This is a genomic window from Burkholderia sp. MSMB1826, assembly GCF_001526325.1.
Taxonomy (GTDB): domain Bacteria; phylum Pseudomonadota; class Gammaproteobacteria; order Burkholderiales; family Burkholderiaceae; genus Burkholderia.
The window spans coordinates 120,935-138,777 of record NZ_LOYN01000018.1; the positions used below are offsets into that span (position 1 = coordinate 120,935).

The following is a 17,843-nucleotide window of genomic DNA, read 5'->3' on the forward strand; positions in this document are numbered from 1 at the left end:
AAACTCCTCCAGACTCAGATCGTTTGTCTTGATGCAGGCGCCGATTCGTCTGTCAGCTGCCGCGATAGGTGCTGTACGACCACGGCGACACGAGCAGCGGCACGTGGTAGTGCGAGCCGGTGTCGGCGATGCCGAAGCGCAGGACGACGCGGTCGACGAAGCGGGGTTCGGGCACCTTCACGCCGAGCGCCGCGAAGTAGTCGCCGGCATGGAACACGAGTTCGTATTCGCCGGCGGCGAGCGCGGCGCCTTCGAGCAGCGGTTCGTCGCAGCGGCCGTCGCTATTGGTCAGCACGGTCTTGATCGCGCGGCGCGAATCGCCGTCCAGCGCGTAGAGGTCCACCTTGATGGCGGCGCCGGGGCGACCGTGCGCCGTATCGAGTACGTGGGTAGTGAGCTTTCCCATTCGTTGTTCCTTGTGTGAATGCGAGGTTCGGCGGCGACTCGATCCATTGACCGTGCGGCGGATCGAGGCTCCACGTCACGTGGCTACATACCCGTCGGCGAGATTGAAGCGAGCGCCGTGCAGGCATTGTAAAAAGGTTCCCCGCGCAAATACGGGCGCGATATCGAAGATAATGCGCCGCGCATGAGCGGCTGTCGACGGCACGCCGGAACGGCTTCGAGCGCGGATTTCGGGCACCCGTCGGGGCACCCCTCGGGGCGCCCGGCGGCGTACCATACCGAATCCCTGAGGGGCGGCATTCCGGATCGCGTATTGTGCGCGGCGCGCGCCTGGGCGATCCTCCCGTCGTGCGCGTCGGCCCGTGGCCGGCGCGTACCCCGAAGACGGCGAGCACGCCGGGTAACCGGGCCAGGGCGTTCGAACGGACGCAGGCACCGGGGAGTGCCGCGATTCAGCGTTCGAACGGCTGTGTGACCGCCTCCAGGACAGCCCTGGAGGCAGACCGACGCGGAGAACGCATGAATCTCGAGCAGCACGCCGGCGCACGCGCGCCGAACTCCTCTTCATCCCGCCCGACGACCCTGCTGGTCAAGCACGCCGACGTGCTCGTGACCATGGACGACACGCGCCGCGAGCTGCGCGACGCGGGGCTCTACATCGAAGACAACCGGATCGTCGCGGTCGGCCCAACCGCCGAGCTGCCCGACACCGCCGACGAAGTGCTCGACCTGCGCGGCCACCTCGTGATCCCGGGGCTCGTGAATACGCACCACCACATGTACCAGAGCCTCACGCGCGCGGTGCCGGCCGCGCAGAACGCCGAACTGTTCGGCTGGCTCACGAGCCTGTACCGGATCTGGGCGCATCTGACGCCCGAGATGATCGAGGTGTCGACGCTCACCGCGATGGCCGAGCTGCTGCAGTCGGGCTGCACGACGTCGAGCGACCATCTGTACATCTACCCGAACGGCAGCCGGCTCGACGACAGCATCGGCGCCGCGCAGCGGATCGGCATGCGTTTTCACGCGAGCCGCGGCGCGATGAGCGTCGGCCAGCGCGACGGCGGACTGCCGCCCGATTCGGTCGTCGAGCGCGAACCCGACATCCTGCGCGACGCGCAGCGCCTGATCGAGACCTATCACGACGAAGGCCGCTACGCGATGCTGCGCGTGGTGGTCGCGCCGTGCTCGCCGTTCTCGGTGAGCCGCGAGCTGATGCGCGACGCGGCCGTGCTCGCGCGCGAGTACGGCGTGTCGCTGCACACGCACCTCGCGGAGAACGTCAACGATATCGCGTACAGCCGCGAGAAGTTCGGGATGACGCCCGCCGAATATGCGGAAGATCTCGGCTGGATCGGCCACGACGTGTGGCATGCGCACTGCGTGCAGCTCGACGAGGCGGGCATCGGGCTGTTCGCGCGTACCGGCACGGGCGTCGCGCACTGCCCATGTTCGAACATGCGGCTCGCGTCCGGCATCGCGCCGGTGAAGAAGATGCGGCTCGCGGGCGTGCCGGTCGGCCTCGGCGTCGACGGCTCCGCGTCGAACGACGGCGCGCAGATGGTCGCGGAAGTGCGGCAGGCGCTGCTGCTGCAGCGGGTCGGCTTTGGACCCGACGCGATGACTGCGCGCGAAGCGCTCGAGATCGCGACGCTCGGCGGCGCGAAGGTGTTGAACCGCGACGACATCGGCGCGCTGAAACCCGGCATGGCCGCGGACTTCGCCGCGTTCGACCTGCGTCAGCCGCTGTTCGCGGGCGCGCTGCACGATCCGGTCGCGGCGCTCGTGTTCTGTGCGCCGTCGCAGACGGCGTACACGGTGGTGAACGGCAAGGTGGTGGTGCGGGAAGGGCGGCTCGCGACGCTCGATCTGCCGCCCGTGATCGAGCGTCACAACGCGCTTGCACACGCGCTGGTGGAAGCGTCGCGCTGACGCGTCGGCGGGGCGGTGGCGCCGCACGCTACGCAGCAGCCGCGCGGCCGTTGCGGCCGCGACCCGCCGCGCCACGCACCGGGCCGCCGCGTAACGGTGCGACCGGCACGACCGGCGCGCGCTGCGCGCCGTCTGCGATTACGCCTCGATCAGCGTGCGGGTGGCTTCGGCGACGAGGCTGCGCAGCCAGCGCACTTCGTCGGAGTAATGGCAGCGCTCGTGCCACAGCTGGTAGTACTGCATCGGCGGGAAGTCGAGCGGTGCGGGCACGACCGACAGCGGCAGGAACTTCGCGTAGTGATCGGCGAACAGCCGCGTGGTCGTGAAGATCAGGTCCGACTTCACGAGCACGTAAGGCGCGAGGTTGAAGTACGGCAGCGTGACGACCACATGACGCTTGAGCCGCTCGCGCGCGAGATGCACGTCGATCGCGCCGCGCTGGCCGACCGAATACGGCGTCGGCGCGAGATGCGGTGCGTTCAGGTACTGGTCGAGCGTGAGCCCGCCGCGCTTGGCGAACGGGTGCGTGTTGCTCATCAGGCAGACGATTTCGTCGACGAACAGATTCGACAGGTGCAGTTGCTCGGGCGGCTCGGGCCAGTTGCCGACGACGATGTCGAGCTTGCCGTCCTCCAGCGCGAGCTCGTAGTCGAACGCGGGGCCGAGCGAGTGGAACTCGAGCGTCGCGTTCGGCGCGGCCTGACGGAAGCGTTCGACGACCGTCGGCACGAACAGCACGTTCAGGTAGTCGGGGCAGCCGATCCGGTAGCAGCGGATCGACGTGGCCGGGTCGAAATTGTGCTGCTGGAACTTGATGCGCTCGATTTCACGCAGTGCGTTCTGCACGGGCTCGAGCAGGCGCAGCCCGTATTCGGTCGGCACCATGCCGGATTTGCCGCGCACCAGCAGCGGATCGCCGGTGATGTCGCGCAGGCGCCGCAGCGCGGCGCTGATCGCCGGTTGCGACTGGTTCAGTTTGACGGCCGCGCGCGTGACGCTGCGCTCCATCAACAAGGTGTGCAAGACGCGCAAGAGGTACGTGTCGATCGCCTCGCGTTGCTGACTCATGTTATCTCCGGTTTATATGGCTGGGCTGATCGAGGGGGTGGTTGGGTATATCGTTTTTAATATGAACGAAAATCAGCGTCAAGAGATGGATACCCGCGGATGCCCGCCGGCCAGGCCGCGACGAGGGACCTGAACGGGGGCGAAGGCGGGGCGCGCGGCGCCGCGCGGACCCGAACTGCGCGGATCCGGCGCGTGGCGCGAGGGGAGGCGGCGGGTGCGTCAGTCGTCGATGCGCATGCCGACCTTCAGCGTGACCTGCCAGTGCACGACCTGGTCGCCTTCGATGTGGCCGCGCGTTTCGGTCACCTGGAACCAGTGCAGGTTGTGCAACGTCTTGCCGGCTTTCGAGATCGCGTTGCGGATCGCGTCGTCGCTCGATTGCCGCGATGAACCGGTCAGCTCGATCATCTTGTACACGTGGTCGCTCATGATGCGCTCCCTGGGACGTTCGTATGGTGGGCCGGTGCAAGGCGCGGTCCCGCTACGGTTCCGCAACGGTCCCATCCGTGCCCGGCTTCTTGAGTGATAGGTATGATGGGCGGCAAGTGCAACCCATATCGGAGACGAGGAACATCGTGGAAGTCGGATTTTGCGGACCGGGATTGATGGGCGCGCCGATGATTCGGCATCTGCTGGCGGCCGGGCATCGCGTCGGCGTGTGGAATCGCTCGCGCGACAAGGCCGATGCGCTGGTGAAGGACGGTGCGCAGGTGGTCGGCACGCCGCGCGAGCTGGCCGAGCGCGTCGAGACGGTATTCGTGTGCGTCCTCGACGGCCGGGCGGTCGGCGACGTCGTGTTCGGCGAGCACGGGCTGCTTTCCGGTGACGCGAGCGCGCGCCGCCTGCAGCGCATCGTCGATCATTCAAGCATTCCGCCGGCCGCCACGCGCGACTACGCGGCGCGCGCGGCCGCACTCGAGGTCGGCTGGGTCGATGCGCCGGTGTCCGGCGGCGTGCCGGGCGCGCAGGCCGGCACGCTCGCGGTGATGGCCGGCGGCCGCGCGGCCGATCTCGACGCGGTGCGCCCGCTGATCGATACGTACGCGTCGCGCATCACGCACATGGGCGACGCGGGCGCCGGCCAGACGGCGAAGCTGTGCAACCAGGCGATCGTCACCGCGACGGTCACCGCGATCGCCGAGGCGGTCGGCCTGGCGCAGGCGAGCGGCATCGACGCCGCGCGTCTGGCCGAGGCGCTGGCCGGCGGCTGGGCCGATTCGGTGCTGCTGCAGACGTTCGTGCCGCGCATGACGTCGGGCGGCCATCCGCCGATCGGCGCGCTGAGTACGTTTCAGAAGGATGTCGATGCCATCGCGGACGCCGCGCGCGACACGGGCGCGGTGATGCCCGTGTCGGCCACCGTGCAGCAGGTGCTGAGGCTCGGCGCCGCGCAGGGGCTTGCCGGCGCCGATTTCGCCGCGTTCATCGACATCGTGCGACCGAACCCCGGCCGTCGGCAGGCGTCGTGAGCCGCAAGCGGGGCGCGTGAATGGCAGATGGGCCGCCCGGAGGCGGCCCATCGAATGACCGGCGGATCAGCCGAGCGAGCGGGGTGTCGTGTCGCCCGCGTTCTGGCGGCCGAGGCCGCCGCGCAGGCTGGCTTTCGTGCCTGCACCAAACTCGGGCAGGATGCGCGCACGCGCACGGCTCGCGAAGACGAGGAAGCCGAAGCCGTTCGCTTCGTACCAGTATCCGCCGTTCTCGAGGCCGTCGAGCGGCTGCTCGAGCGCGTTGGCGATCGATTCGATGCAGCGCTTGCGCAGCTCGGCGATGGCCGGATAGGGCGGCTGCGCGCCGCGTACGCTGCACAGGAGCACGTCGAGGCCGGGCAGCACGTGCGCATAGAGGACGGGTTCGTCCTGCGCGCGGGCGCGAGCAATCTTGGTGTCGAGCTGGGCAAACGGTTTCGAGTGGCGCAAGACCGCGAGGAATGACTCCTGGCCATCCTGTTGCACACGCCGACGTTTTTTCGGGAAGGACATAAACACTCGCCTCAAAAACAATTGCAAGAAATGCGGCACTTTCATGCGACCCACTCCCGGCTATGTACGCCGCATGTCGATCCTTTATAGCACACGAAAATGCTGCATTCGTGCAGTACGACGATCAATGTCTCCCGTCGACCTGCTCGCCATGATCGACACAGCCAGCGTCTTGGCGCCCGTACTGTCGTTTAGTCTCCATCATAGACCTGCTTTTCCCGCGCGTGCATTCGCGCGTCACAAAAAAATGAGATAGGCCGCATGCGGCGGTGCATCGTGCGCGCAATAAAAAGGCCCGCACGAGGCGGGCCTGGCGGGCGGAGCGCGTGGCGATCAGCGCTGCTTGAGCGAATCGCGGATCTCGCGCAGCAGCACGGTGTCTTCCGGCGTCGCGGCCGGCGCGGCTTCTTCCGGCTTGCGCAGTTTGTTGATGAATTTCACCATCAGGAAAATGATGAACGCAAGGATCACGAAATTGATCGCCACGGTAATGAACGAGCCGTAGCCGAACGCGGCGACGCCCGCGGCCTGCAGGTCCTTGAACGAATCGGGATTACCCTTGAACGACGGCGGGATGGTGCCGAGCAGAACGAACTTGTTCGAGAAATCCAGGCCGCCGGTCAGCACGCCGATGACCGGCATGATGAGGTCCTTCACGACCGAGTCGACGATCTTCGAGAACGCGCCGCCGATGATCACGCCGACGGCGAGATCCATCACGTTGCCCTTGACGGCGAACTCCTTGAATTCCTTGATGATGCTCATGAGCGGCTTTCTCCTGGTTGGGGGCGAGGGAGGCGTGCCGCGACGCGCTGGATTGCTTTGCGTCGAATGAGGGTCGGTGGCACGCCGATGGCCGCATGATAGCGAACGTGCCCCATTGCCGGTAGTCCATCTTGAAATGATTGACAAATCCGCGCGTCGGCGCGGCCGGTCATGCAGCGGGCCCGGCGTGCGTGCCGGGTGTCGACACGCACGTCGTCGCCCGGTGCGCGCGTGCTCAGGTGTTGTCGTCGGTCCAGCCGTCGTCGTTGCTGCCGAGGTCCATCCCGCCGCCGCCGCTGCCGTCGCTCCAGTTCGAATCGTCGCCGCGGCCGAGATCGAAGCCCGGGTCGGCTTCGTGCCGGCGATGCTCGCCGTCGACGATCACGTCGCGCTCGACCACGCGATCGCGGCCGCCGGACATCGCTTCGCCGAGCAGCACGCCGGTCAGCAGCCCACCCATTCCGCCGCCGAACCCGCCGCCTTGCTGGATCACGACGGGCGGCTGCTGTTGCGGATACGGTTGCTGCGGCGGGTAGGGCTGTTGCTGATACGGCTGGCCCTGCGCGCTCGTCATGCGGTCGGCTTCCTGCGCGTACACGGAGCCGCTGCCGTTCGCCGGCGCCGCGGGCTGCGCGGCCGGGTCGGGGCGGCCTTCGACGCGCGCCTTCACGCTGGCGTGACGCTGTTCGAGTTCGTCGACGCGATACGGCGGCACCGGATTCTTGCCGTTCGACAGCGTCTCGACGAGCGTGCGCGCGTCGTTCTCGATCGCTTCGAGTTCGCCGGTCAGCGCCGCGGCGCCGGGCGCCGTCGACAGTTTCGCATCGAGCTTCAGCGGCCGGATGTCGTTGAGCACGTCGGTCGCGCGCTTGAGCTGCGTGCGGCGTTCGTCGTCGGCGCGGCCGTCGTCGGCCGTGCGTGCGCGCCGCAGCGTCCAGCGCAGCACCAGCGCGATCACGGCGACGATCAGCCCGAGGCCGATCCACATGCCGGTCGACGGGCCGTGCTTGTCGGCCGGTGCGACGGCGGGAGCGAGCCCCGGCTGCAGCGTGCCGGCTTGCGTGGCCGACGGCGTGTTGCCGCTCACGCGCGCGGCGTCGGCGCGAATGCGCGACTCCGTCTGCGCGAAACGCGACGCGTCGGTGAAGCGCAGTTGCGGATCGAGCGATTTCGCGCGTTGCAGTTGCGCGAGCGCGTCGGACGCGCGACCTTCGCGGTCCAGCACCTGCGCATACAGGTAGCGCGCGTGCGCGTTGTTCGGATGGGCGTCGATGACTTGCGACAGCTGCGTGTCGGCGCGTTGCCAGTCGCGCTGCGCGATCGATTGCTCGACCTGCTGCAACGACGGGACCGCAAACGCGGCGGACGACAGCAACATCAGCGAGAGGCCGAGGGCGGCGAGGGATTTCTTCATGGTCGAACCGGGCGCAGGCGCCCGTCTCCTGACGATCGGTGCGCGCCGCGCACCCGGGCCGGGGCGCGGCGCGGTTGCCCGCGCGGTGGTTACTGCGCGGGCGTATCGAGCTGCTTCTTCAGCGCGGCGAGGCGATCCTCGACCGACGGGCCCTTGTTCAACGCGGCGAGCTTGTCGTCGAGCGCCTTGCCGCTCGACGTGTCGGCCGAATTCAGGCGCGCGTCCGAGCGTGCGTTCTGCAGCGCGACCTTGTCCTCGAGCTTCTGGAAGTCCTCGGACAGGTTCTTGCCGCCGATGCCGCCCAGCGCGCTGGCGGCCACGTCCTTCGCCTGCGCGATTTCCTGCTTGGCCTGCAGGATGTTCGAGCGCGCATTCAGGTCGTTGCGGCGCTGACGCATGTCGGCGATCTGCCCCTTCAGCTTCTCGACCGACGGCTCGAGCGTCGTCAGCTCGGCCGCGAGCGCATCGCGCTCGGCTTCCGCGTTCGCCTGCGCGGCGAGCGCCTCGCGGGCGAGCGCTTCGTCGCCGCCCTGCAGCGCGCGCTTCGCGCCGTCCTCGTACTTCTTCACCTTGTCGTCGGCCGCATCGCGCTTGCTGCGTTGGGTCGCGACCTGTGCCTCGATCTCGATCAGCGAATTCTCGGCACGGCCGATGCTGTCGTCGAGCTCCCGCACGATCTGCCGTGCGTCGCGCGACGGATCCTGTACCGAATCGGCCGCGTCGTTCAGCAGGCCTTTGATCGTGCGCGAAATAGAGTCGAAAAGCGACATGAAATCCTCCGTGGTTGAAAGGCGCCGCGTGACCGCGGCAGTGCCCGCCGCGAGCCGGTTCCGGCCCGCGTGAGCCGGCGGATATTACACCACCGGTTCACTTAAATACGGCTTAAACGCGCGAGTTCAAGCGGCTCGCGCATCAGGACGTCGAACCTTTCGCCTCTGAAAGAAAATCGCCCGCGCGTGCCGTATCGCGTGTCCATCATAGGCCGAGGATGGCGACAATACGTTCCGGAAATCACGGCATTGCGGGAATTTTTACAAAAAATCGCGAAGGCCTCCGGTCGATTTCATTAAAATGCGCTGTCACGTCGCGGGAACGGATCGCCGCGCGGCGGGGTCTGTCGACGTGACAGCCGCATCTCGATGCACCCACTCCGATTCATCCGCTTGCATTTCCGCATGCGTCCGAGGGCGCGATGTACGCCCGCCATTCCGACATGCCAATTATCAAACGACCGCCTTCTTCTTCCGACAGGAACGAACCCCACTACACGCTGCGCCGTTCGCCGTCCGGAGCCTATTACCCCGACGACGATCGCGACGACGGCCGCCGTGCGCAGCCGCGCAGCGGAGGTGACGGAGGGCGCCGCCGCACGTTCGGCTCGCGCGTCGCGTTGTGGTTCGTCGGCCTGTTCGCGACACTGGCGGTCGTCGGCGCGCTGATCGTCGGCTACGCGCTGGTCGTGATGGCGCCGCAACTGCCGTCGCTCGATGCGCTGACCAACTACCAGCCGAAGGTGCCGCTGCGCGTGTTCACCGCCGATCACGTGCTGATCGGCGAGTTCGGCGAGGAGCGCCGCAGCCTCGTGCGCTTCCAGGACATTCCCGACGTGATGAAGAAGGCCGTGCTCGCGATCGAGGACTACCGCTTCTACGAGCACGGCGGCGTCGACTTCCTCGGCATCCTGCGCGCGGGCGTGGCCGACCTGATGCACGGCGGCGCGCGCCAGGGCGCGAGCACGATCACGATGCAGGTCGCGCGCAACTTCTTCCTGTCGAGCGAGAAGACCTACACGCGCAAGATCTACGAGATGCTGCTCGCGTACAAGATCGAGAAGGCCCTGACGAAGGACCAGATTCTCGAGCTGTACATGAACCAGATCTATCTCGGCCAGCGTTCGTACGGCTTCGCGGCCGCGGCGCGCGTGTATTTCGGCAAGGACCTGAAGGACATCACGCTCGCGGAAGCGGCGATGCTCGCGGGGCTGCCGAAGGCGCCGTCCGCGTACAACCCGGTCGTCAATCCGAAGCGCGCGAAGGTGCGTCAGGAATACATCCTGAAGCGCATGCTCGACATCGGCTACATCACGCAACCGCAGTACGACGCAGCGATCAAGGAAGAGATCCACGTGCGCACGCCGGGCAACCAGTACGCGGTGCACGGCGAGTACGTCGCCGAGATGGTGCGGCAGATGATGTACGAGCAATACAAGGACGAAACCTACACGCGCGGGCTGACCGTCACGACGACGATCAACTCGGCCGACCAGGAGGCCGCGTATCAGGCCGTGCGTCGCGGCATTCTCGACTACGAGCGCCGTCACGGCTATCGCGGCCCGGAAGCGTCGATCAACCTGCCGCCGGCCGGCGACGAGCGCGACGAGGCGATCGACGACGCGCTCGCCGATCACCCGGACAACGGCGACCTGCAGTCGGCGGTCGTGCTGTCTGCCTCGCCGAACGCGGTCGAGGTGCAGTTCGTCGGCGGGGCGACCACGACGATCGGCCCGGCCGGGCTGCGCTTCGTATCGGCCGCGCTCGGGCCTCGCGCGAACAACACGCTGCGCATCAAGCCGGGCTCGGTCGTGCGCGTGCTGAAGGACGGCAAGACGGGCTGGCAGGTCGTGCAGTTGCCGCAGGTCGAAGGTGCGCTCGTCGCGATCGCGCCGCAGGACGGCGCGATCCGCTCGCTCGTCGGCGGCTTCGACTTCAACAAGAGCAAGTTCAACCACGTGACGCAGGCATGGCGGCAGCCGGGCTCGTCGTTCAAGCCGTTCATCTATTCGGCGTCGCTCGACAAGGGGCTCGGGCCGGCGACGATGATCAACGACGCGCCGCTGTACTTCCCGCCGAGCGTGCCGGGCGGCACCGCATGGGAGCCGAAGGACGACGACCAGCCCGACGGCCCGATGACGATGCGCACCGGCCTGCAGCGTTCGAAGAACCTGGTATCGATCCGGATTCTCGCGTCGATCGGCACGCAGTATGCGCAGCAGTACGTGACGCAGCGCTTCGGCTTCGATCCGGCGAAGACGCCGCCTTACCTGCCGATGGCGCTCGGCGCGGGCCTCGTGACGCCGCTGCAGCTCGCGACCGGCTACGCGGTGTTCGCGAACGGCGGTTACAAGGTCGATCCGTACCTGATCGCCGAAGTCGACGACGCGCGCGGCCAGCCGTTGCAGAAGTCGCAGCCGGTGGTCGCGGGCGGCACGGCGCCGCGCACGATCGAAGGCCGCAACGCGTACGTGATGAACAGCCTGCTGCATTCGGTCGCGACGGCCGGCACGGGCGCGGGCACCAACGCGCTGGGCCGCAACGACCTGCAGGGCAAGACGGGTACCACGAACGACGCGAAGGACGGCTGGTTCGCCGGCTATCAGCAGTCGCTCGTCGCGGTCGCGTGGATGGGCTTCGACCAGCCGAAGAGCCTCGGTAGCCGCGAATTCGGCGCGCAGCTCGCGTTGCCGATCTGGGTGAACTACATGCGCACCGCGCTGAACGGCGTGCCCGAGCAGCAGATGCCGATGCCGGACGGCCTGACCACGATCGACGGCGAGCTGTACTACGCCGATCGCACGCCGGGTAACGGCTTCGTCGCGAACGTCGACATCAACCCGGCCGAGAACGCGATCGGCGCGAACGACGCACTCGGCTCGGCCGGCGCGGCCGGGCTGGCGCCGCCGCCCGTCACGCCGCAGGAGAAACAGCAGATCATGGACATGTTCGAGAACAAGTGAGCGGTACGTTGTTCTTCACCCATGCGACGGGCGCCTTCGGGCGCCCGGTTTTTTTACGCGGCCGGCGGCGGAAGACGGTGCATCAGAACGACGCGCAGGCCGGCACGACGGTCATGCCGACCGATTGCTGGTGAAATCGCCGGGCGTACGCTTGCCGGATCGCGGCGAGCCGCGTGCGCGTGTCCGGCGTATCGTCGGCGATGATACGGATGACGAAGCTGTCTTCGTGCGTGACCCCGCCGGTCGCACGATCGCGCCATTGGCCGTGCGTGTCCCAGTAGGTGAGACCGTCGGGGAAGCGCGGCGTGACCGTGTCGGCGAGGAACGCCGCGCGTTCGGCATCGGTGACGGGGCCGCGCCCCGCGATGTCGCGCCCGAACAGCAGATCGGCCTGCAGCATGCGGCTTTCGCCCGGTGGCGTGCAGGACGCGGGTGGTGCGCTGGAGGTGAACGAGGGCGGCGCCGCGCAACCGGCGAGCAGTGCGAGTGCCGCCGCGCATGCGGCCAGCCGCCGCATCTGCCCATTTCGTGACGATCGACCTTCGCGCGCGCAAAACGCTGCACGCTCAACCACTTGCGTGTGTGTCCGGCGGGTTATCAACAGGGCTGTCAACATAATCTGGGGATAACCCTCGGTTGGCCTGCGCAGGCGCGCGGCGCGATCAGTGCTGCAGTTGCGCGTGCGCGAGATGCATGCCGAGCGTGGCGGGGTCGGTATTCGTGCCCGACAGCAGCACGCCGACGCGCTTGCCCTGCAGCGTTTCGCGCAGCGGGCCGAGCAGCGCGGCGAGGGCGGCCGCGCAGGCCGGCTCGACCGACAGTTTCAGGTGCGAGAACAGGAACAGCATCGCGGCGCGCAGCGCGTCGTCGGATACGGTGACGATGCGCTCGAGGTGGCGCCGGCACAACTGGTAGCTGTATTCCTCGGTATGCGGCGCCATCAGCGAATCGGCAATCGTCTGCATCGCGCTCATCTTGATCGTGTGATTGGCCGCGAAGCTGCGGCTCATCGCGTCGGCGCCTTCCGGCTCGACGCCGTACACGCGCACGCGCGGATTCGCGAGTCGCAGCGCGGTCGCCATGCCGGCCGCGAGGCCGCCGCCGCCGATCGGCACGATCACCGCGTCGAGGTCCGGCGTCTGCGTCGCCCATTCGTAGCCGAGCGTCGCGGTGCCGAGGATCGTGTGATAGCCGTTGAACGGATGAATGAAGAAGCGGCCTTCCTCGGCCTCGATGCGCCGCACGAGATCGAACGCCTGCGACGCGCTGCCCGTCAGCACGACTTCCGCGCGGTACTGCTTGCATTGCGCGATGCGCGTCGGGCTCGCGGTATGGAACATCACGACCTTCGCGCTGCTGCCGAGCCGCATCGCCGCATACGCGACGGCCGCCGCATGATTGCCGGCCGACACGCAGGTGACGCCGGCGTTCTTGCGGCCTTCGTCGAGCGCGAGCAGGTGCGTGAACGCGCCGCGCGCCTTGAAGCTGCCGCTCGCCTGCAGCAGCTCGAACTTGAAGTTGACGTGCGTGCCTTCGAGGGACGGCAGGTCGGCGCGCTCGAACACGGGCGTGCGCGCGACCCACGGCGACAACGCGAAATGCTGCGCGGCGATTTCGTCGAGCGTCGGAATCGGCTCGCCGTCGATCGTCGTATGGGCGGTGCCTTGCTGTTCAGTCGACATGACGTGGCGGGGGGCGGAGTGGACCGGCCCGCGCACGCGGGCCGGCGTGGCGGGAGGCAGTCAGTGCGCGTCGACCGACATGCTGCGGATGAACTTGCGCAGGAACTGCTCGCAGCCGGCGAGCTGCGCGAGCTCGACATATTCGTTCGGCTTGTGCGCCTGCTCGATGTTGCCGGGCCCGCACACGACGCTCGGGATGCCCGCGCGCTCGAACAGGCCGGCCTCGGTGCCGTACGCGACCTTGCGCTTGTCCTGGTCGGCCGTCAGCGCGCGCACGAGCTGCGTGATCGCGGCCTGTTCGGTCGCGTCGAGGCCGGGCGCCGCGGCGATCTTCGAGAACTCGATCGCGGCGTTCGGATGTTCGCGCAGCATCTGCGGCAACAGCGTTTCCTGCGCATACGCTTGGATGCGCGTGAAGATCTGCTCGGGGTCGAGCGTCGGCAGGTTGCGGAATTCGAAGTCGAAGCGGCACTCGGCCGGCACCGTGTTGATCGCGTTGCCGCCCTGGATCGTGCTCGTCTGCGCGGTGGTGAACGGCACGTCGTACAGTTCGTCGAACGGGCCTTCGGTGCGAAAGCGCTCGGCGATGTCGCGGATGTGGCAGATGAGGCGCGCCGCATACTCGATCGCGTTGAGCCCCTTCGGCGTCAGCGACGAATGCGCGGCATGGCCGCGCACGCAGCAGCGGTATGCGTTGATGCCCTTGTGCGCGATGATCGGCCGCATGCTGGTCGGCTCGCCGACGATGCAGCCGGACGGCTGCACGCCGCGCTTCACCAGATCGGCGATCATCAGCGGCGCGCCCGCACAGCCGATTTCCTCGTCGTACGACAGCGCGAAATGGATCGGCTTCGCGAGCTTCGTCGCCTGCATCTCGGGCAGCAGCGCGAGCGCCGCGCCGATGAAGCCTTTCATGTCGCAGGTGCCGCGGCCGTACAGGCGGCCGTCGCGGATTTCCGGCGCGAACGGGTTGCTGTCCCATTGCTGGCCGTCGACCGGCACGACGTCGGTGTGGCCCGACAGCACGATGCCGCCGTTGGTCGAGCCGTCGTGCGCGGGCACGGTGGCAAACAGGTTTGCCCAGCCTTCGCGCGGATCGTGCGTGATCGTCGACGCGATGCCCTTCGCGGCGAGCGCGTCGCGCACCGTTTCGATCAGGCCGAGGTTCGGCACGCGGCTCGTCGTGTCCATCGACACGAGCTGCTTGACCCAGGGCAGGCTGACGAGCGATGCGTCGCCTTCGGTTGCGGCGGACGGTGCGGTCGCGTCGAGAGTGGACATGGCAAAACTCCGTCTGATGAATGGGAAATCATACTCAAAAACGCGCCGGCCCGCCTTCGTCGGGCGCGATGCGGTGCAGCAACGTCGCGCCCGTCAGGATCGCGTCAACGCGCCGCGACGGCCGCCCCCTGTTTCGGGCCGAGCGCGCGCAGCGTTTCCTTGATCGTCGACACGCGGATCGCGAGGTCGGGCGAGCGCGTCTCGATGCGCAGCTTGTCCTGTCCCGCGAGCTTGATGTGGCGATGCTTCTGCACCATCTCGATGATCCGCATCGGGTCGATCGGCGGGTTCGGCTCGAACTGCAGACCGATCGCGGCCTCGCTCGCGTCGATCTTCACGATGCCGAGCGGCTTCGCGGCGATCCGCAGCCGGTGCGTCTCGACGAGCGCGTGTGCCTGCGGCGGCAGCTTGCCGAAGCGGTCGATCAGTTCCTCCTGGATGCCGTCGATCGCGTCGCCGTGCTCGCAGTTCGCGAGCCGCTTGTACAGCGACAGCCGCTCCTGTACGTCCGCGCAGTAGTCGGCCGGCAGGATCGCGGGCGCATGCAGGTTGATTTCGGTCGTCGCGGCGAGCGGGGCGGTGAGGTCGGGCTCCTTGCCGTTCTTCAGCGCCTTCACCGCGTCGTTCAGCATGTCCGTATAGAGCTGGAAGCCGATCTCGTGGATTTCGCCCGACTGCTTGTCGCCGAGCACTTCGCCGGTGCCGCGGATCTCGAGGTCGTGCATCGCGAGATAGAAGCCCGAGCCCAGCTCCTCCATCTGCTGGATCGCTTCCAGCCGGCGCTGCGCCTGCTTGGTCAGCGACTGCGGATCGTGGACCAGCAGATACGCATACGCCTGGTGGTGCGAGCGGCCGACGCGGCCGCGCAGCTGGTGAAGCTGCGCGAGGCCGAACTTGTCCGCGCGGTGCATGATGATCGTGTTCGCGCTCGGCACGTCGATGCCGGTCTCGATGATGGTCGTGCACAGCAGCACGTTCGCGCGTTGCGCGACGAAGTCGCGCATCACGCGTTCGAGTTCGCGTTCGTGCATCTGGCCGTGCGCGATCACGATGCGCGCCTCGGGCACGAGCGCCTCGAGCATCGCCTTGCGGTTCTCGATCGTCTCGACTTCGTTGTGCAGGAAGTACACCTGACCGCCGCGCTTCAGCTCGCGCAGCATCGCCTCGCGGATCACGCTTTCTTCCTCGCGCCGCACGAAAGTCTTGATCGCGAGCCGCTTCTGCGGCGCGGTCGCGATCACCGAGAAATCGCGCAGCCCTTCGAGCGCCATCCCGAGCGTGCGCGGAATCGGCGTCGCGGTGAGCGTCAGCACGTCGACCTCCGCGCGCAGCGCCTTCAGCGCTTCCTTCTGGCGCACGCCGAAGCGGTGTTCCTCGTCGATGATCACGAGGCCGAGGCGCTTGAACTGCACGTCCGACGACAGCAGCTTGTGCGTGCCGATCACGATGTCGACGCTGCCTTCGTTGATCTGCGCGATCGCCGCGTTCACTTCCTTCGCGGTCTTGAAGCGCGACAGCTCGACGATCCGCACCGGCCAGTCCGCGAAACGGTCGGCGAAGGTCTGCGTGTGCTGCTCGGCGAGCAGCGTGGTCGGCGACAGCAGCGCGACCTGCTTGCCGCCCAGCACCGCGATGAACGCCGCACGCAGCGCGACCTCGGTCTTGCCGAAGCCGACGTCGCCGCACACGAGGCGATCCATCGGCTTGCCGCTCGTCATGTCGCCGATCACGGCCGCGATCGCCGCGGCCTGGTCGGGGGTTTCCTCGAAGCCGAAGCTTTCCGCGAATTTCACGTAGTCGCGCGGATCGAGCGAGAACGCGTGGCCTTCGCGGGCCGCGCGGCGCGCGTACAGGTTCAGCAGCTCGGCGGCCGTATCGCGGATCTGCTGCGCGGCCTTGCGTTTCGCGCGCTCCCACTGGCCGGAGCCGAGCGCGTGCAGCGGCGCGCTGTCGGGATCGGCGCCGCTGTAGCGCGAGATCACGTGCAGTTGCGCGACGGGCACGTAGAGCTTGCTGTCGCCCGAGTATTCGAGATGCAGGAATTCGGTCTCGCCTTCGCCGAGATCCATCGACACGAGGCCCATGTAGCGGCCGATGCCGTGCTGCGCGTGGACGACCGGGTCGCCGACCTTCAGCTCCGACAGGTCGCGCACCATCGCGTCGACGTTGCTCGCCTGTTCCTGCCGGCGGCGGCCCGCGCGGCGGCCGAGCGCGCCGTACAGCTCGGTCTCGGTGACGATCGCATAGCCTTCGCCCGGCACCGCGAAGCCGGTCGCGAGCGGCGCGACGCCGAGCGCGAAGCGTTCGTCGCTCGCGAGCCAGCCCGCGAAGTGGTCGTTCGACGCGGGGCGCAGGTGATGCTCGGCGAGCAGTTGCAGGATCGTCTCGCGGCGGCCGGCCGATTCGACCGTCAGCAGCACGCGCTTGCCCGACGATTCGACGAACCTGCGCAGCGAGGCGAGCGGATCGTCGGCATGGCGGTCGACGGTGAGCTCGGGCAGCGCGGTCGCCCAGCCGCCGGCCGGCTGCGCGGGCAGCACGACGCGCGCGAACGGCTTCGCGAACGCGAAGAAATCCTCGTCGGACAGGAACAGCCGCTGCGGCTCGAGGATCGGCCGCTCGCGATCGTGCGCGAGGAACGCGTGACGCTGCTTCGTATCGGCCGTGAAGCGGCGGATCGATGCGTCCAGATCGCCGGCGAACACGAGATGCGCGTCCTGCGGCAGATAGTGGAACAGCGTGGCCGTCTCGTCGAAGAACAGCGGCAGGTAATACTCGATGCCGGCCGACGGCACGCCGTTGCCGATGTCCTTGTAGATCGGCGCGCGGCTCGGGTCGCCTTCGAAGGTTTCGCGCCAGCGGCTGCGGAAGGCCGTGCGCGCGGCTTCGTCGAACGGGAACTCGCGGCCGGGCAGCAGGCGCACGTCGCGCACCGGGTAGAGGCTGCGCTGCGTGTCGGGATCGAACGCGCGGATCGAATCGACCTGGTCGTCGAACAGGTCGATCCGGTACGGCAGCGGCGAACCCATCGGGTACAGGTCGATCAGCGAGCCGCGCACGCAGTATTCGCCGGGGCGCACGACCTGGCTCACGTGCTCGTAGCCGGCCAGCGTGAGCTGGGCCTTCAGCTTCGCCTCGTCGAGCCGCTCGCCCTGCGCGAACGCGAACGTGTACGCGGCCATGAACGACGCCGGCGGCATCCGGTACAGCGCGGTCGTGGCGGGCACGAGCAGGATGTCGCAGCGGCCCTCGCCGAGGTCGTGCAGCGTCGCGAGCCGCTCCGACACGAGGTCCTGGTGCGGGGAGAAGGTGTCGTACGGCAGCGTTTCCCAATCGGGCAGCAGGCGCACGCGCGCATCGGGCGAGAAGTAGGGGATTTCCTGCGACAGCCGCTGCGCGTCGACCGCGTTCGCGCAGATCACCGCGAGCAGCGGCACGTCCGGACGGTTGTCGGCGAGATAACGGGCGATGGCGAGCGCGTCGGCGGAGCCGTGCGCGCCGTCGAAGGCGAAACGCTGGCCGGGCTTGACGCGGGCAATGGGTGAAGCGGACGGGGTGGAAGCGTTATCTGGCATAGGGAC

Annotated in this window: 14 protein-coding genes; 3 read left to right on the forward strand and 11 right to left on the reverse strand. The window is 67.9% G+C overall.

Features of this window, described 5'->3' with window-relative positions; all coding sequences use genetic code 11:
- Positions 1 to 52 precede the first annotated feature (52 nt).
- Positions 53 to 406, reverse strand: coding sequence for a hydroxyisourate hydrolase (gene uraH, locus WS95_RS10930; RefSeq protein WP_027784716.1), 354 nt, complete (start codon positions 404 to 406; stop codon positions 53 to 55).
- A 518-nt stretch (positions 407 to 924) separates the two neighbouring features.
- On the opposite strand from uraH, the gene WS95_RS10935 reads away from it, so the two are divergent.
- Complete coding sequence (locus WS95_RS10935; RefSeq protein ID WP_059823799.1) at positions 925 to 2,337, forward strand: 8-oxoguanine deaminase; 1,413 nt, start codon at positions 925 to 927, stop codon at positions 2,335 to 2,337.
- Positions 2,338 to 2,475: 138 nt separating this feature from the next.
- On the opposite strand, the gene WS95_RS10940 is transcribed toward WS95_RS10935, so the two are convergent.
- The gene (locus WS95_RS10940; RefSeq protein WP_006762467.1) at positions 2,476 to 3,405 is read right to left on the reverse strand and encodes a LysR substrate-binding domain-containing protein; all 930 of its coding nucleotides are present in this window, start codon (positions 3,403 to 3,405) and stop codon (positions 2,476 to 2,478) included.
- Between the two features lie 219 nt (positions 3,406 to 3,624).
- Positions 3,625 to 3,834 carry a dodecin gene (locus tag WS95_RS10945; protein ID WP_006493215.1) on the reverse strand — a complete coding sequence of 70 codons (210 nt, stop codon included), beginning with the start codon at positions 3,832 to 3,834 and terminating at the stop codon, positions 3,625 to 3,627.
- A gap of 146 nt (positions 3,835 to 3,980) precedes the next feature.
- Here WS95_RS10945 and WS95_RS10950 point away from each other — a divergent pair, with 146 nt between their 5' ends.
- Positions 3,981 to 4,874 carry an NAD(P)-dependent oxidoreductase gene (locus tag WS95_RS10950; RefSeq protein ID WP_034207571.1) on the forward strand — a complete coding sequence of 298 codons (894 nt, stop codon included), beginning with the start codon at positions 3,981 to 3,983 and terminating at the stop codon, positions 4,872 to 4,874.
- A gap of 66 nt (positions 4,875 to 4,940) precedes the next feature.
- On the opposite strand, the gene WS95_RS10955 is transcribed toward WS95_RS10950, so the two are convergent.
- From WS95_RS10955 to WS95_RS10970, 4 genes are all read right to left on the reverse strand, one after another.
- A complete protein-coding gene (locus tag WS95_RS10955; RefSeq protein ID WP_179949053.1) occupies positions 4,941 to 5,387 on the reverse strand; it encodes a hypothetical protein in 447 nt (148 codons plus the stop codon).
- Positions 5,388 to 5,720: 333 nt separating this feature from the next.
- Complete coding sequence (mscL, locus tag WS95_RS10960; RefSeq protein ID WP_034207569.1) at positions 5,721 to 6,152, reverse strand: large conductance mechanosensitive channel protein MscL; 432 nt, start codon at positions 6,150 to 6,152, stop codon at positions 5,721 to 5,723.
- Positions 6,153 to 6,387: 235 nt separating this feature from the next.
- Positions 6,388 to 7,566 (reverse strand): tetratricopeptide repeat protein, encoded by a 1,179-nt coding sequence (locus tag WS95_RS10965; RefSeq protein ID WP_059823801.1) that lies wholly within the window; start codon positions 7,564 to 7,566, stop codon positions 6,388 to 6,390.
- Positions 7,567 to 7,655: 89 nt separating this feature from the next.
- On the reverse strand, positions 7,656 to 8,336 hold the full coding sequence (locus tag WS95_RS10970) for a PspA/IM30 family protein (protein WP_034207567.1): 681 nt from the start codon (positions 8,334 to 8,336) through the stop codon (positions 7,656 to 7,658).
- Positions 8,337 to 8,779: 443 nt separating this feature from the next.
- On the opposite strand from WS95_RS10970, the gene WS95_RS10975 reads away from it, so the two are divergent.
- Entirely contained in the window at positions 8,780 to 11,299 is a 2,520-nt protein-coding gene (locus WS95_RS10975; RefSeq protein ID WP_059823876.1) for a penicillin-binding protein 1A, read from the forward strand.
- A gap of 82 nt (positions 11,300 to 11,381) precedes the next feature.
- Here WS95_RS10975 and WS95_RS10980 read toward each other — a convergent pair whose 3' ends face one another.
- From WS95_RS10980 to mfd, 4 genes are all read right to left on the reverse strand, one after another.
- Complete coding sequence (locus tag WS95_RS10980; protein WP_034207566.1) at positions 11,382 to 11,816, reverse strand: DUF3574 domain-containing protein; 435 nt, start codon at positions 11,814 to 11,816, stop codon at positions 11,382 to 11,384.
- A gap of 145 nt (positions 11,817 to 11,961) precedes the next feature.
- Positions 11,962 to 12,981 carry a threonine/serine dehydratase gene (locus WS95_RS10985; protein ID WP_034207565.1) on the reverse strand — a complete coding sequence of 340 codons (1,020 nt, stop codon included), beginning with the start codon at positions 12,979 to 12,981 and terminating at the stop codon, positions 11,962 to 11,964.
- A gap of 60 nt (positions 12,982 to 13,041) precedes the next feature.
- Positions 13,042 to 14,262, reverse strand: a complete 1,221-nt coding sequence (gene argE, locus WS95_RS10990) for an acetylornithine deacetylase (RefSeq protein ID WP_034207564.1) — start codon at positions 14,260 to 14,262, stop codon at positions 13,042 to 13,044.
- Positions 14,263 to 14,366: 104 nt separating this feature from the next.
- Positions 14,367 to 17,837 carry a transcription-repair coupling factor gene (gene mfd / locus WS95_RS10995; RefSeq protein WP_059823803.1) on the reverse strand — a complete coding sequence of 1,157 codons (3,471 nt, stop codon included), beginning with the start codon at positions 17,835 to 17,837 and terminating at the stop codon, positions 14,367 to 14,369.
- Between the last annotated feature and the right edge of the window lie 6 nt (positions 17,838 to 17,843).